The organism is Pelotomaculum propionicicum (assembly GCF_048984525.1).
Classification (GTDB): Bacteria; Bacillota; Desulfotomaculia; order Desulfotomaculales; family Pelotomaculaceae; genus Syntrophopropionicum; species Syntrophopropionicum propionicicum_A.
Map to the genome: position 1 here is coordinate 94,433 of NZ_JBMGJC010000012.1, position 14,967 is coordinate 109,399.

Here is a 14,967-nt window from a genome sequence, read left to right on the forward strand (position 1 = left end):
TATTAAGCGCATACAGAAATGGAACTTGAAAGGTCCAAGGAGAACATCTTTGTAATGAGTGGAAAAGTAAAAGTACTATTTAATTCGGGGTTATATACTTTAAGTTCTTTACTGATAAAAGCGTTTGGTTTTTTATTGTTGCCTGTTTATACAATGTTTCTTACTCCAGAGGATTATGGCATAACAAATATGGTCAATGGTTTTAATAGTGTTGTAATGTTTGTTGTTGGGTTTTCACTTTATTCGGCAGTTGTCCGTTTCTATACAGATTATAAAGAAGACAGGGAGAAACTCAAGGAATTCTATGGAACTATTGTGATATTTGTATTTTTATCAGGTTCTATTTTTACAGGACTGGGGTTTATCCTGCAAAAATTATTAATAAGTTGGTTCTTTAAGGGGATTGCATTCTATCCAATTATTGTTATCGCATTGATTATTTTAACTTTTGATTGCTTATATAATGTACACCAGTGTATCATGCAGGGTATGCAGTTAGGCAAAAAATTAACTATTAGAAATTTAACAGTTTTTGGCTTCCAAGTCGGATGTACCCTGCTTTTTATTGGTGTGTTTAAATTAGGTGCAGTTGGAGTTTTACTTGCAACATTAAGTATGCTTATCTGCTATTTTATATATATGATATTTGACCTAAAGTCTAATGACTTGATAACATTTTGCATCAATAAATCACTATTGCATAAAGCACTTAGATACTCAATACCTCTTATGCCTCATAGTCTTTCAACCAGTATCGCTACTTTTGCTTCACGTGTTTTTATTAACAATAACTGGAGTTTGTCGTCGGTAGGTTTATATAGCGTAGCATCGCAGTTTGGCAATATTATAGATACTGTACAAGCATCCGCGAATCAAGCTTTTTCCCCCTGGTTTTATGATGTGATGACGCATGGAGATGATAATACAGGGAAAGAAATTGTTGATTTATCACGGTTACTGATAATACTTTACTCAATATTTTACATAGTGATTGGGCTCTTTTCGCAGGAAGTTATTATTCTCATGACTGACGAAAGATATGTAATGGCTTGGACAGCTGTACCAATTCTGGTAATGGCTTTTTCTGTTAAGTCAATATATTACTTTTATGTCAATGTACTTTTTTACTACAAAGAAGCGGCTAGGAAAATATTCATCGCAACAATTATCGGCAGTCTTGCTGATATCATACTGGCATATATTATAGTACCGGTTTACGGGATGTATGGTGCTGCTGTGGCGTTTTTGAACGCAAAAATTATTGTAACGACGATTGTGATTGTGATGAGTAAAAGGTATAAAGATATCGGCTATAAAGTTACTGAAATGTTGAAAATAGTAATTCCAAGCTTATTATTTATGGGAGCAGGATTATATTTCAGTTATACGAAGTACATGACAGTGTTCAGTTGGGGAAACTTACTCTATAAGTTTGGTGTAGTTGGCATATATTTAGGTTTTTTATATTTTACTAATAGAAAAATGATAAACAAAATTATAAAGACAGGGCAATATCAAATTAAGAAGTTTTTTTTAACAAAAGGAATTTTTCAATGAAAATCATTTTTATTTGTTTCAATTATCTAACTTTATATAAAGCTATCAATTATATAAAATATATTTATTCAGATTGCGAATGCATAATTATATTCAGAACAAGTGTTGCAGATGTCCCATCGGGCATTAAACATTACTTTAGATTGGTTGAAATCATTATTGACAGAAAAAAAAGTGCTTACAAGATATTCTCAAAATATAATAATTTAATTAAAATACTATTAGTTATCAAAAGAACAATAAATGTAATTAGAAAGGAAATTGATGAATCAAAACAAATGAATTTAGTCGTTTTTAAAGATCATGAAATAATGGAGAGCACATTCATCGAGAAATTTAGACTATTTACAAGAAAGAACGGCAAAGTGATACTTATAGAAGAAGGAAATGCACTATACGAAAAACGAATACCAAGGAAGAGGCTTGGATATTGTTGGTATATAATACAAAAATTATTTGGTTTATCTGATTATTTTTTAAATAATTACCCGCAAGGTTATAACTTACTAGTTAATGAAATTGTATGCTCGGATGCTGAAAGATTTACGCAATTAAAAAACAGGGTAAATCTCAAAATTGTTGAACAAAACAACTACTTCACATTTGAGAATTGTCAGTTTTTTATTGAGAATATTCTGGGTTATAACTTTGAAGGATTAAAACGATATAAATCATTTGATTTTGCGTTCTTAACTCAACCACTAGAAGAGATTGGCTTGACAGAAGATATGGAAGAGAAAATTATTGAAAGGTTGTTAATCACAGGAAAGAATGTGCTAATTAAGAAACATCCGAGAGATATGGAGAAGAGGAGATACTCAGATGGCTGTAACGTGCATGAATTACCAGAAGAATTAAATGTGATACCATTTGAGTGTCTTTATGGGATTATAGGTGAACCGATTATCGTCACGTTTTATTCATCAGCATACAAGAATATGCTATTAGATAATAAGGACACAAGAGTAATACTGCTGTATAAACTATTAAATAATGAGAGAATTAATAGCCTTATGGATGACTTGGAAAAAGAATTCGATAGAAGAATTTTCATTCCAGAATCTATAGAACAATTAGATGACGCAATCAATTGGTGGAGGAAGCTACAAGTATGAAAAAAATCCTAGTCACTGGCTCGGACGGTTTTATTGGTAGCCATCTAACTGAAGAATTGGTAAAATTAGGCTTTAAAGTAAAAGCCTTAGTATATTACAACTCATTTAATAAATGGGGATGGGTGGATACTTTCCCCCAAGTAATACTAGATGAAATTGAAATCTTCCAAGGCGACATTAGAGACCCCTATGGCGTCAGAGAGGCGATGAAGGACGTGGATGAAGTGTTCCACTTGGCTGCCCTTATCGCCATTCCTTTTAGCTACCATTCGCCTGATACGTATGTTGATACCAACATCAAGGGGACTCTGAATGTGTTGCAGGCCGCGAGAGACTTAGGGACAAGCCGTGTGCTTATCACCTCTACTTCAGAAGTGTACGGCACGGCTCAGTATGTGCCGATTGATGAGAAGCATCCCTACCAGGGGCAATCGCCATACTCAGCCACCAAAATAGGTGCGGACAGACTGGCAGAGTCTTTCTATAGGAGCTTCAGTATGCCGATCACAATAGTAAGACCATTTAATACTTACGGCCCTCGCCAATCCGCTAGGGCAGTTATTCCTACAATCATTACTCAACTGCTGGCGGGGAAAGAAGAGATACATCTTGGTGCGTTGAGCCCTACCAGGGACTTCAACTACGTGAAGGATACCGTTAATGGCTTTATTGAAATAGCCAAGTCGGAAAAGACCATCGGCGAGGAAATAAATATAGCAACTCAGCAGGAGATTTCCATCGGGCAGCTTGCAGAGGAACTGATCAGGCAAATCAACCCGAATGCAAAGATTGTCTGTGATGAGCAGAGGCTAAGACCGGAGAAGAGTGAGGTCAACAGGCTTCTTGGTTCAAATGAAAAGATAAAATACCTGACGAATTGGTCACCACAATACACTTTTGAGAGTGGGCTGGCTGAGACTATCGACTTCCTAAGACATAATCTGGCTAATTACAAGGTTGATATTTATAACCTATAGCGGAGGATATTAAAATGAGTAAATTCATACCATTATCTGTTCCCAACTTGAAAGGTAATGAGCTGAAATATGTAACTAAAGCAGTGGAAACTGAGTGGGTGTCTACCGGTGGGCCGTATGTAAATGATTTTGAAAAGAACGTTGCTGAATATGTGAAAGCGAAGGGTGCTGTATCCTGTCAGAATGGAACATCTGGGTTGCATATAGCACTTCTGCTCTGCGGAGTGACAAGGGATGATGAGGTTATTGTTCCGACGCTAACGTTCATCGCTGCAGTTAATCCGGTCAGATATATTGGCGCTGAGCCGATATTTATGGACTGCGATGATTCGCTCACAATGGATGCAGATAAGCTTGATGAGTTCTGCCGGGAAGAGTGCATCTTAATTGATGGGAAGCTCATTAGCCATAAGACTAATAAACACATCAAGGTTGTGCTGGTGGTCCATGTCTTTGGCAATATGGCCGACATGGAGCGGATAATGCAGATAGCAAAGCAGTACAATCTCATAGTAGTAGAGGACGCAACGGAAGCTATCGGCACTTACTATACCAAGGGTAAGTACAATGGCAAGTTTGCCGGCACTATCGGGACAATTGGTGTTTTCTCCTTTAACGGCAATAAAATAATAACCACCGGCGGTGGCGGGATGATAGTGTCCGAGGACAAGGAGTTGCTAAAGAAAGCCAAGCATCTCACAACGCAGGCCAAGAGCGATGAGCTCTACTATACACATGATGAAATAGGCTACAACTATCGCATGACCAACCTACAGGCGGCTTTGGGTTTGGCGCAGTTGGAGCAGCTTGAGGGTTTCATTAAAACAAAGGAAGAAAACTATAACCTATATAGAAATAAGATACAAGAAATAAAAGGCTTGACTATCCTCGATTTTAGAGCGGATATAAGAAGTAATCACTGGTTCTACGCTCTCCATTGCGATGAGAATTATCCATTAAGCAGAGATGAGATTATACGATACCTGGCATTAAAGGGCATACAGTCGAGACCGATTTGGGGTTTAATAAATGATCAGGAGCCCTATATCGGGAGCCAGGTATATAAGATTGAAAAGGCAAAATATTTCTGGGAAAGAGTTGTTAACATACCATGCAGCACCAACCTTACAAAAAAGGATGCGCTGTATGTCATAGAGTGTTTGAAAAATGCAGTTTAAATATTTTAGGTAGACTTTATCAAGGTAAAATCATAAATGCAGGTGGCTGTTATGAGTATAAGTGACATATTAATTGATGAAGACAGTACTATGATACAGGCTATGGAAATGCTAGATAAAGCTGCGAAAAAGGTTTTATTTATAGAGCGGGATGGCGTACTCACCGCAGCTCTTACGGACGGAGATATCAGACGCTGGATACTGGCAAAGGGCAACCTCAATGCCACAGTTAGGGACATAGCAAACTACAATCCCAAGTTTGTATACGAAAAAGACAAGGCGAGGGCGAAGGAATACATGAAACAGTATTCAGTTGAAGCCTTGCCCATATTAGATGAGAATAATAAGATAGTTGCAGTTACCCTTTGGGACGATAGGGATATAGAACCTAAGAAGGAGCTTAATATCCCTGTCGTTATTATGGCCGGAGGGCTAGGAACAAGGTTATATCCGTATACGAAGATACTTCCCAAGCCATTGATCCCAGTGGGTGATTTGCCTATAGCGGAGCATATCATCAATAGGTTCTGCAGCTATGGCTGCAAGCGTTTCTACTTAATAGTGAACCACAAGAAGAATATGATTAAGGCCTATTTCAACGAGATAGTGAAGGACTACGAAATAATTTATATTGATGAGGACAAGCCCCTGGGGACCGGTGGCGGGATAAGTTTACTGAAAGGGAAAATCGACTCTACTTTCATACTCTCCAACTGTGACATTATTGTCGAGGAAGACTATGAAAAGATATATCGGTATCACAAGGAAACAAACAATTTGATTACTATGGTATGTACTTTGAAGAATTTCACAATACCCTACGGGGTGGTGGAAATAGGAGGAAACGGTGAAATTGAATCCATGAGAGAAAAGCCGGAGATGGCCTTCTTCACAAATACGGGCTATTATATTGTGGAGCCACGGGTTATTGAAGAACTGGAATATGAGAAACTTATAAGCTTCCCTGACATTATAGAGAGATATAAACAAGCCGGGGAAAAGGTAGGCATTTATCCTATCAGCGAACATGCTTGGTTGGATATGGGGCAGTATGACGAGATGGAAGAAATGAGGAAAAGGTTGTGCGGTGATGAATAAGAAATTGCTTCTGTTGGGTGGGGGGGGACACTGTAAATCTGTATTAGACAGCCTCCTGCCAAGTGGACAGTATGTTGAAATGGGAATAATTGATAAAAAGGAAAATGTGGGTAAGTCTATCCTCGATGTTCCCGTCATTGGTTGCGATGATGATTTGTCGAAGCTGTACCAACAGGAATTTAATTATGCGTTCGTAACTGTTGGCAGCATAGGCAATCCGTCACTTCGTGTAAAGCTGTTTTCGGAGATTGAGCGTATCGGATTTAAAATACCCAATATTATAGATGCAACCGCCGTTGTTAGTCAGCATGCCAGCTTAGAGAATGGCGTATTCATCGGGAAGAATGCAGTTATTAATGCGGGTTCTACCATAGGTAAAGGTGTAATTATCAATACTTCAGCTACAATAGAGCACGATTGTACCATTGAGGACTTTGTCCATATCGCGTCTGGTGCTGTTCTGTGCGGAGAGCTGCATATAGGGTACAATACTCATATTGGAGCAAACAGCGTTATTAAACAGCAATTAAGAATAGGTTTTGACTCTATCATCGGCATGGGGAGCGTAGTGTTGCACGATATTGGCGATAATATAATCGCCTTTGGCAACCCATGCAAGGAAGTAAAAAAATCATGAGTGTTTTTATTATTGCTGAGGCCGGAGTAAACCACAACGGTAAGTTGGATTTAGCTAAAAAGATGGTGGACAAAGCTAAGGAAGCTGGAGCAGACTGCATTAAGTTTCAGACATTTGTGTCGAAATATATTGTTTCAAAAGGAGCCGATAAAGCGGACTATCAGAAGAAGCAGACTGGGGCAGATGAAAGCCAGTTATCCATGCTGAAAAAGCTGGAGTTGTCCTTTAATGACTTCATTGAGTTGAATGAATATTGCAAAGCGAGCAGAATCCGATTCCTCTCCACGGCATTTGATTTTAATAGTATAGATTTTTTGAATAATCTCGGTATGGGGATGTGGAAAGTTCCCTCCGGGGAAATAACCAATCTTCCTTATCTCATTAAAATAGCAAAAACCCATCAACCAATTATCATGTCTACGGGCATGAGTACCCTGGATGAGATACAAACAGCAGTAGATGCTTTAAATAGATATGACAGTGGAGCTATTACCCTGCTTCACTGCACAACTGAGTACCCTGCTCCGTACACAGATGTAAATCTAAATGCGATCAAGACAATGCGAGACACTTTGCATTTGCCAGTGGGATATTCCGACCACACGAAAGGAATAGAAATACCAATGGCTGCCGTTGCCCTGGGCGCTACAGTAATAGAGAAGCACTTCACATTGGACAAAAATTTGGAAGGCCCCGACCATAAGGCGAGTTTGGAACCTGATGAGCTTGCGAGTATGGTGAATGCAATCAGAAATGTTGAGTTAGCGATGGGAACCGGCGAAAAAAAGCCTGCTGAATGCGAGTTGAAGAATATGGCTGTCGCCAGAAAGAGCATTATAGCCAGCCGCAGTATAAAAGAAGGAGAGGTCCTTTCAGAAGATAACCTCACTGTTAAACGACCGGGTACCGGCATCAGCCCAATGCTGTGGTTTGAAGTGCTAGGACAGAGGGCCATTAGAGAATTTGAAGAAGACGAGTTGATAGAAATATGAAAAATAAAATAAGCATATTAACAGCAACCAGAGCTGAATACGGTCTATTAAAGCCAATTATACAAAAATTGATTGAAGTTCCGGAATTTGATGTGCGAGTAGTTGTGACAGGTGCGCATCTGTCATCGGAATTCGGATTAACTTACAAAGAAATCGAACTTGATGATATTGCAATAGATGAGAAAATTGAGATTCTCTTAAGTGCAGATACACCTTCAGCAATTTCTAAATCAATGGGGTTGGCAATGATAAGCTTTGCTGATTATTTTGATAGAATAAAACCAGACATGTTAATTGTGCTTGGCGACCGTTACGAGACATTAGCTGTTTGTATTGTAGCAATGAATCAGAGAATTCCAATTGCCCATCTCTATGGCGGCGAAAGTTCTGAAGGATTAATAGATGAATGTATAAGGCACTCTATCACCAAAATGAGTTACTTGCATTTTACTAGCACAGAAAAATATCGTAAACGGGTTATCCAACTTGGAGAAGATCCTTCTAGAGTTTTTGATGTAGGGGCAATAGGAGTAGAAAATACCAAAAAATTAAGACTGCTGGAAAAATTAGAATTAGCAAAATCGATAGATTTTGAAATAAATAAACCCTATGCAGTTGTAACATTTCATCCTGTAACCCTAGAAAAGGAAAGTTCTCGAGAGCAAATGATACAGTTGTTAGAAGCGATTGATTCCCATAAAGAATTAAATTATATTTTTACAAAAGCAAATTCAGATACAGATGGTAGAATAATTAATTATTGTATTGAGCAATATGTCTCATCTAATTCGAATTGTATAGCGGTCACATCGCTCGGCGTTAATAGGTATTTAAGCGCAATTAAATACTGCGCCTTCGCAATTGGAAACTCTTCAAGTGGTATTATTGAAGTACCTTCTTTTAAAAAGCCAACAATAAATATTGGAGACAGACAAAAAGGACGGATACAAGCTAAAAGTATTATTAACTGTAAACCAGATTCTGAACAAATTAAAAAGGCTATGGATGTGGCAATGTCAGATGATTTCCGAAAACAACTAAAGAATGTTGTGAATCCTTATGAAAGACCTGATACTTCAAATAGAATAGTTGCTGAAATAAGAGAATGGGTACTATCAAGCAAACTTGAAATCAAGAAAAAATTTTACGATGTGGAGGTAAATCATTGAACATTCTGTTTATTGGCTGTGTAAAGAGCTCGTATGTGTTATTGGAAAAACTTTTGATTAATAATAAAAATATTTGTGGAGTGGTAACAAAAAAAGAGAGTAATTTTAATGCTGATTATGAGGACTTGATTCCTTTGTGTGAAAAATACAATATAGAGATTGAATATACTAATGATATTAATGATGATAAAACCATAAAATTTATTAAAGATAAGAACCCTGATATTATCTATTGTTTTGGATGGTCACAGCTATTGAAAAAACAAGTTATAAATATACCAAAATTAGGTGTCGTTGGCTTCCATCCTACGAAACTACCTAATAATAAAGGCCGGCATCCAGTTATTTGGACTTTGGTATTGGGCTTAACTGATACTGCTTCTACATTTTTCATGATTGATGAAGCAGTTGATAATGGAGAAATTGTTTCGCAATATTCAATTAAAGTAGATCTACATGATGATGCGAATGATTTGTATAATAAAATTTTATTAGTTGCAGGGCATCAAGTGATTGAATTTACTGAGCAATTTGAAAATAATAAAGTTAATTTTATAAAGCAAAATCAACTAAATACAAATACTTGGAGGAAAAGAACTAAAGAAGATGGCAAAATTGACTTTAGAATGTCAGCGTTAAATATATACAATTTGGTCAGGGGATTAACAAAACCATACGTAGGCGCGCATCTCGTTTTTGAGGGAAAAGAATACAAAGTATGGCGCTGTGAAGTTGTAAAAGATGTGAAAGAAGAATATTCTAATATTGAATTTGGGAAGGTATTACAAGTGTACTCACCTACATCATTTTTAGTTCGAAGCGGAAAAGATCTAATAAAAATTATCGATTGCGACGAAACTGATCTAAAAGTTGGGGATTATCTATGAGTAATAAGAATGTTATTGTTGTAGCACCTCATCCCGATGATGAAACTTTAGGCTGTGGTGGTACGATATTATTGTTGAAAGAGCAAAGTTACAAAATATTCTGGCTAATTACAACAAGTATATCTCAAGAAAATGGTTTTACTAAAGAACGAATTAAAAAACGGCAAAAAGAAATAAAACTAGTTTCTGACACATATGGATTTGAGAGTGTCATTAATCTTGAAATTCCGTCAACTAAAGTCGGCGAAGTAGCATATGGTTCATTAATTCAAATGATTTCCAAGGAATTTAATGAAATAAAACCAAACATATTATTTCTGCCATTTTATAATGATGTTCATACTGACCATAAAATTATTGCTGAGGCATGCTTAAGCTGTACAAAATGGTTCCGCTATCCGTATATAGAGACAGTTTTAGCTTATGAAACATTATCCGAAACCGACTTCAATATTAATACATGTAATAAGAAGTTTGAACCCAATGTATTTATAGATATATCTAATTATCTGGAACGAAAGATTCAAATAATGAATATTTATGAAAGTGAAATGTCTGACTTTCCATTCCCGAGAAGTGATAAGGCTATAAGAAGTTTAGCATATTTAAGGGGATCCCAGAGTGGTTCAATGGCTGCAGAAGCTTTCGAATTGCAAAGGGCAAATGTCAAAACATCTAAATGAGACTTTTGCATAATTACTTTATTTCACCACCTCATCACATAAATATCGTTGATCCAGTAAGGAAGGTTGCAAGCGGATAGCGTTATCAATTGCCATCCTGTACGTGTTGAAATCGAAGAAGTAATGTTCTTGGCTTCAACAGATAGATTCAGGGAAAAAGCGAGGAAAACCGTCAATCCATATGGAGACGGTAAAACATCGGTAAAAATTGTCGAAACCATAAAAGAATTCTTGATGGAAGACAAGATAAACTTAATGAAAAAGTTCTATGACATCGTGAGGTGAGAGGTTTGAGAAACATTGCGATTATTCCGGCGAGAAGCGGCTCAAAGGGGCTAAAAGATAAGAACATAATGTTACTCAACGGAAAGCCTCTCATGGCCTATACGATAGAAGCTGCAATAGAGTCTAGAATGTTCGATGAGGTATTTGTTTCTACCGATTCAGAAAAATACGCTGAAATTGCACGAGAGTATGGCGCCAGTGTACCATCCTTGCGTAGCGAAGATTTGTCATCAGATACTGCTTCATCATGGGATGTTGTTAAGGAAGCTCTGGAGCGATATGAGGAACATGGGCAATTCTTTGACAGCTTTACGCTTCTTCAGCCGACATCTCCGCTTAGGAAGGTAGAGGATATAGTTAAGGCATATAATTTATTCCAAGAAAGAGATGCTAATGCCATAGTTGGAGTAACTGAAGCGGAGCATTCTCCTTTATGGTGCGGTACTTTACCAGAAGACCAGTCACTCGTTGGATTTTTCAAGAGTGAGCATGCAAATCAGCCAAGACAGAAACTTGAACCCTATTTCAGAATTAACGGCGCAATATATATAGTTAAGACAGATTATTTTATTAAAGTAAAAGATATATATGAAAGCAAGTGCTATGCTTATGTAATGAGCAGAGAAACTTCTATTGATATAGATACAGCCTTCGACTTTATTATCGCTGGAATTTTGGCAGAGCATGTTATGAAGGGCATTCAATAAATATGATCATTGATGGAGGCGTATTATGTCTCAAATAGCAGTAATTGGTACTGGCTATGTTGGCCTTGTGTCCGGCGCGGTCTTATCAGATTTCGGCCATACGGTAACGTGTGTTGATGTTGATGAGAATAAGATCAAAGGGCTTAAAGAAGGAATAATTCCCATATATGAGCCGGGGCTTGAGAGGATAGTCAAGAATAACAGCTATTATAAACGGCTTGATTTTACAACTGATATTCGCTCTTCAGTTGAAAACAACGATGTTATCTTTATTGCCGTAGGCACTCCCCCGGCGGAGGACGGCGGAGCGGATTTGCAACATGTCATTGCTGTGGCAAAGGATATTGCCGCCTATATGAATAGCTATAAGGTTATTGTAAACAAGTCCACTGTGCCAGTGGGCACGGGTCAAAAGGTCAAAGAAGCGGTGCAGTCTATCCTTGCTGAACGCAGAGTTGACTTAACTTTTGATGTAGTGTCTAATCCTGAATTCCTGCGCGAAGGTTCAGCTATTCAGGACTTCATGCATCCAGATCGTGTTATCATTGGCGCTGAAAGTGACCAAGCGATTAACATAATGAAAGATGTTTACAGAGTACTTTATATCAATGAGACCCCTTTTGTTGAAACCAACCTTGAAACCGCGGAGATGATCAAGTATGCTTCAAACGCGTTTCTTGCCATGAAGATCACGTTTATCAACGAAGTAGCCAACGTTTGCGAAAAGGTCGGCGCGGATGTGCAGAAAGTAGCCAAGGCGATGGGGAGGGACGGGCGTATTGCGCCGAAGTTCCTGCATGCGGGCCCTGGTTACGGAGGTAGCTGCTTTCCCAAAGACACCAGGGCCCTGGTAAGAATTGCCCGGGATTATGGCGAGGCAATGTCTCTTGTTGAAACAACAGTAGTTGCAAATGAGCGACAAAAAATGAAGATGGTCCAAAAAATTGTAGGCGCTATGGGTGATGATCTTGCTAACAAGAATTTTGCCATCCTTGGCGTGACCTTCAAACCTAATACAGATGATATTAGAGATGCGCCATCGCTGGTTATCCTACCGGAACTTGTAAGGCTCGGCGCAAAACTAAAAGTCTATGATCCCGCGGGAAAGAAAGAGGGCAGCTTGCGTTTTTCTAGTATCAAGGACTGCCTCACTTGGTGTGCTGATGCCTATGAAGCCTTGGAAAATACTGATGCCACAGTTATTCTGACGGAATGGAACGAATTTAGAAATCTCAATTTTGATAAGTTTAAGCAAATCGGCGCCGGTAAATATTTTTTTGATTTGAGAAACATATATGATAAAAAGATCATGGTCGAAAAAGGTTTTAAATATTATGGCGTGGGTGTATAATAATGCGGCTAAAACCAGTTGATAATAAGAAGTTGTATTTATAACAGGTGCAGCTGGGTTTATCGGCATGCACCTGTCAAAAAGGCTTTTGGAGATGGGCTGTACCGTTATCGGACTGGATAATATGAATGATTATTATGATGTACGGTTGAAATATGCCAGGCATGATGTTCTCAAAAAATACGATAAATTTACCTTTTATGAAATAGATATAGATGAAAAAGATTCACTCGCAACCTTGTTCAATGATAACAACATTGATGTTGTTATCAACTTGGCGGCGCAGGCTGGTGTACGATATAGTATTGAGAATCCGGATGTATACGTACAGTCCAACATTGTAGGTTTTTTCAATATCCTTGAAAGCTGCAGAAAACATAATGTAAAGCACCTGCTGTATGCGTCTTCCAGCTCGGTTTACGGTACTAATAAAAAAATTCCTTTTTCTACTGAAGACAAAGTGGATCACCCGGTCAGCCTTTACGCGGCCATAAAAAAATCCAATGAACTTATGGCTTATACATACAGTCACCTGTATAGAATACCCGTGACAGGATTAAGGTTTTTTACTGTATATGGACCGTATGGAAGGCCTGACATGGCTTATTTTTTATTTACGAAAGCGATCATGGAGAATAAACCGATCTGGGTTTTTAATAACAGTGACATGTACAGAGATTTTACTTATATCGATGATGTGGTGGGAGCAGTTCTTGCTTTAATCGAAAACTCTCCTGTTCTTTCTATGACAGATGTACCATATAAAATATATAACATTGGCAACAACAAGCCGGAAAAACTGATCGATTTCATTACCGTTATTGAAAAAGCATTGTGTAAAATAGCAGTGAAAGAGTTTTATCCCATCCAGCCGGGTGATATCTATCAGACCTATGCTGACGTGACTGATTTGATGAATGATGTTGGGTTTATACCCAAAACACTTATTGGTGAGGGTATTGGCAATTTTGTGACATGGTATAAGGAATTTTATAAATGCTAAAAAAGCTTATTGGTAAATTCCCCCCTGAATTGCTGTTAGTATTGGCAAGTGCCGATGGTGATTTAGACAAAACAAAATATCTACTTCAGCAGCCCATCAACTGGGATAATTTTTTGCGTCTGGCAGATCGTCACAGTGTGTATCCCTCAGTTTATAAGACATTCAGCTGCTCGGACAATGATCTTGTGCCTGGTAATGTACTTAACGTTTTGAAGCAAATGTGTCAGGACAATACGATGAATACGCTGCGGGTAACCGGAGAAACCATAAGGCTCGGAAGCCTACTTGAAAAATCCAATATCAATACGGTGGTTTTAAAGGGGACGCCTTTATCCTGGCGTTTATATGGGGATATAGCAACTCGGCCATACGGTGATATCGATATACTAGTTGCTGCCGATAAGTTAGAACAGTCAATAACAATACTGATAAACGAAGGTTACCGCAAAATTACGGAATGTGATTCATATGATTTAACACCACGGCAGAAGCAAATATATTTAAAGAACCGCGAACATAGCAGCCATTTTAGATATTGGAATAACGAGAAAGAAGTAATTCTAGAAATACACTGGAGGCTTAGTAAATATAGTAATGTGCTTCCATTCGCTGATGGAAGTATCAAAGAAATGGTGGTAGCGGGGAGCCCTGTAAAGGTACTTTCTGACGAGGAATGGTTATTATACCTTGTCCTGCACGGGGCGGGCCATAAATGGCATCGTCTGCGTTGGTTGCTTGACATAAATAAGTTTATCCAGCAAGAAAATATTGATTTGGTAAGCTTAAATCACCTGGCAGAAAAATACAACGTAAGGCTATTTTTGCACCAGGCAATGATACTGGTCAACCAAGTGTTCAAAGCGCCCTTGCCCTCCGATTTAGAAATAGGTACAACTACTGACAGAACCGCTTGGCGGCTGGCTGCCTTGGCATTGCAGGACCTTATATCAGAATTTTGTAATAAAGCCGGGAGTTCGGGGATATACTCCGTATTTATGGATAATTTATATGGTTTATACATGAGCAGGGGACTGATAAACAAGTTTAATTATGTATTAAAATTATTTGGACCTACAGTTGAAGATATCAAACGGGTAACTCTGCCAGATAAGTTGTATACATTGTATTACATCATAAAGCCATTTGCTTTTATTGCCCGGCGAATGCGTAGATTACTAGCAAGAAAAAAATATACCTGAGCTTTGAACTGCACCCCAAATGTTAGACATGTGATAAAGTATATATGTCTAACGAAAGGTGGTGCAGTTTTTTAATGGCGAAATATACTCCTGAATACAAGTTAGAAGTAGTAAAAAGCGTATTAGAGG

The 14,967-nt window shown here is 38.1% G+C and carries 15 protein-coding genes; all 15 read left to right on the forward strand.

Annotated elements, in window-relative coordinates; genetic code table 11:
• Nucleotides 1-18: 18 nt before the first annotated feature.
• Complete coding sequence (locus ACOBQJ_RS13835) at nucleotides 19-1,557, forward strand: oligosaccharide flippase family protein (RefSeq protein ID WP_421072350.1); 1,539 nt, start codon at nucleotides 19-21, stop codon at nucleotides 1,555-1,557.
• Complete coding sequence (locus tag ACOBQJ_RS13840; RefSeq protein ID WP_421072351.1) at nucleotides 1,554-2,672, forward strand: polysialyltransferase family glycosyltransferase; 1,119 nt, start codon at nucleotides 1,554-1,556, stop codon at nucleotides 2,670-2,672. Before ACOBQJ_RS13835 ends, ACOBQJ_RS13840 begins: the two co-directional genes overlap by 4 nt.
• Nucleotides 2,669-3,649: an NAD-dependent 4,6-dehydratase LegB gene (locus ACOBQJ_RS13845; protein WP_421072352.1), complete on the forward strand. Its 981-nt coding sequence runs from the start codon at nucleotides 2,669-2,671 to the stop codon at nucleotides 3,647-3,649. Before ACOBQJ_RS13840 ends, ACOBQJ_RS13845 begins: the two co-directional genes overlap by 4 nt.
• A gap of 14 nt (nucleotides 3,650-3,663) precedes the next feature.
• Nucleotides 3,664-4,827 (forward strand): LegC family aminotransferase, encoded by a 1,164-nt coding sequence (locus ACOBQJ_RS13850; RefSeq protein WP_421072353.1) that lies wholly within the window; start codon nucleotides 3,664-3,666, stop codon nucleotides 4,825-4,827.
• Between the two features lie 51 nt (nucleotides 4,828-4,878).
• Nucleotides 4,879-5,925 carry a nucleotidyltransferase family protein gene (locus ACOBQJ_RS13855; protein WP_421072354.1) on the forward strand — a complete coding sequence of 349 codons (1,047 nt, stop codon included), beginning with the start codon at nucleotides 4,879-4,881 and terminating at the stop codon, nucleotides 5,923-5,925.
• A complete protein-coding gene (locus ACOBQJ_RS13860; RefSeq protein WP_421072355.1) occupies nucleotides 5,918-6,562 on the forward strand; it encodes an acetyltransferase in 645 nt (214 codons plus the stop codon). Before ACOBQJ_RS13855 ends, ACOBQJ_RS13860 begins: the two co-directional genes overlap by 8 nt.
• A complete protein-coding gene (neuB, locus tag ACOBQJ_RS13865) occupies nucleotides 6,559-7,554 on the forward strand; it encodes an N-acetylneuraminate synthase (protein ID WP_421072356.1) in 996 nt (331 codons plus the stop codon). The genes ACOBQJ_RS13860 and neuB overlap by 4 nt, the downstream gene beginning before the upstream one ends.
• Nucleotides 7,551-8,723 carry a UDP-N-acetylglucosamine 2-epimerase gene (neuC, locus tag ACOBQJ_RS13870; protein WP_421072357.1) on the forward strand — a complete coding sequence of 391 codons (1,173 nt, stop codon included), beginning with the start codon at nucleotides 7,551-7,553 and terminating at the stop codon, nucleotides 8,721-8,723. Before neuB ends, neuC begins: the two co-directional genes overlap by 4 nt.
• A complete protein-coding gene (locus ACOBQJ_RS13875) occupies nucleotides 8,720-9,610 on the forward strand; it encodes a formyltransferase family protein (RefSeq protein ID WP_421072358.1) in 891 nt (296 codons plus the stop codon). Before neuC ends, ACOBQJ_RS13875 begins: the two co-directional genes overlap by 4 nt.
• On the forward strand, nucleotides 9,607-10,293 hold the full coding sequence (locus ACOBQJ_RS13880; protein ID WP_421072359.1) for a PIG-L deacetylase family protein: 687 nt from the start codon (nucleotides 9,607-9,609) through the stop codon (nucleotides 10,291-10,293). Before ACOBQJ_RS13875 ends, ACOBQJ_RS13880 begins: the two co-directional genes overlap by 4 nt.
• Nucleotides 10,294-10,422: 129 nt before the next feature.
• On the forward strand, nucleotides 10,423-10,578 hold the full coding sequence (locus ACOBQJ_RS13885) for a hypothetical protein (protein ID WP_421072360.1): 156 nt from the start codon (nucleotides 10,423-10,425) through the stop codon (nucleotides 10,576-10,578).
• A gap of 5 nt (nucleotides 10,579-10,583) precedes the next feature.
• Nucleotides 10,584-11,285 carry a cytidylyltransferase domain-containing protein gene (locus ACOBQJ_RS13890; RefSeq protein ID WP_421072361.1) on the forward strand — a complete coding sequence of 234 codons (702 nt, stop codon included), beginning with the start codon at nucleotides 10,584-10,586 and terminating at the stop codon, nucleotides 11,283-11,285.
• A gap of 25 nt (nucleotides 11,286-11,310) precedes the next feature.
• A complete protein-coding gene (locus ACOBQJ_RS13895) occupies nucleotides 11,311-12,636 on the forward strand; it encodes a UDP-glucose dehydrogenase family protein (protein WP_421072362.1) in 1,326 nt (441 codons plus the stop codon).
• Between the two features lie 67 nt (nucleotides 12,637-12,703).
• Complete coding sequence (locus tag ACOBQJ_RS13900) at nucleotides 12,704-13,639, forward strand: NAD-dependent epimerase/dehydratase family protein (RefSeq protein WP_421072363.1); 936 nt, start codon at nucleotides 12,704-12,706, stop codon at nucleotides 13,637-13,639.
• Nucleotides 13,633-14,838 carry a nucleotidyltransferase family protein gene (locus tag ACOBQJ_RS13905; protein WP_421072364.1) on the forward strand — a complete coding sequence of 402 codons (1,206 nt, stop codon included), beginning with the start codon at nucleotides 13,633-13,635 and terminating at the stop codon, nucleotides 14,836-14,838. The genes ACOBQJ_RS13900 and ACOBQJ_RS13905 overlap by 7 nt, the downstream gene beginning before the upstream one ends.
• Nucleotides 14,839-14,967: the final 129 nt, after the last annotated feature.

Bases quoted from the DNA above. Each gene is read 5' to 3' on its own strand.
- ACOBQJ_RS13835 (WP_421072350.1), top strand. From the start codon at position 19: ATGGAACTTGAAAGGTCCAAGGAGAACATCTTTGTAATGAGTGGAAAA.
- ACOBQJ_RS13840 (WP_421072351.1), top strand. From the start codon at position 1,554: ATGAAAATCATTTTTATTTGTTTCAATTATCTAACTTTATATAAAGCT.
- ACOBQJ_RS13845 (WP_421072352.1), top strand. From the start codon at position 2,669: ATGAAAAAAATCCTAGTCACTGGCTCGGACGGTTTTATTGGTAGCCAT.
- ACOBQJ_RS13850 (WP_421072353.1), top strand. From the start codon at position 3,664: ATGAGTAAATTCATACCATTATCTGTTCCCAACTTGAAAGGTAATGAG.
- ACOBQJ_RS13855 (WP_421072354.1), top strand. From the start codon at position 4,879: ATGAGTATAAGTGACATATTAATTGATGAAGACAGTACTATGATACAG.
- ACOBQJ_RS13860 (WP_421072355.1), top strand. From the start codon at position 5,918: ATGAATAAGAAATTGCTTCTGTTGGGTGGGGGGGGACACTGTAAATCT.
- neuB (WP_421072356.1), top strand. From the start codon at position 6,559: ATGAGTGTTTTTATTATTGCTGAGGCCGGAGTAAACCACAACGGTAAG.
- neuC (WP_421072357.1), top strand. From the start codon at position 7,551: ATGAAAAATAAAATAAGCATATTAACAGCAACCAGAGCTGAATACGGT.
- ACOBQJ_RS13880 (WP_421072359.1), top strand. From the start codon at position 9,607: ATGAGTAATAAGAATGTTATTGTTGTAGCACCTCATCCCGATGATGAA.
- ACOBQJ_RS13895 (WP_421072362.1), top strand. From the start codon at position 11,311: ATGTCTCAAATAGCAGTAATTGGTACTGGCTATGTTGGCCTTGTGTCC.
- ACOBQJ_RS13900 (WP_421072363.1), top strand. From the start codon at position 12,704: ATGCACCTGTCAAAAAGGCTTTTGGAGATGGGCTGTACCGTTATCGGA.
- ACOBQJ_RS13905 (WP_421072364.1), top strand. From the start codon at position 13,633: ATGCTAAAAAAGCTTATTGGTAAATTCCCCCCTGAATTGCTGTTAGTA.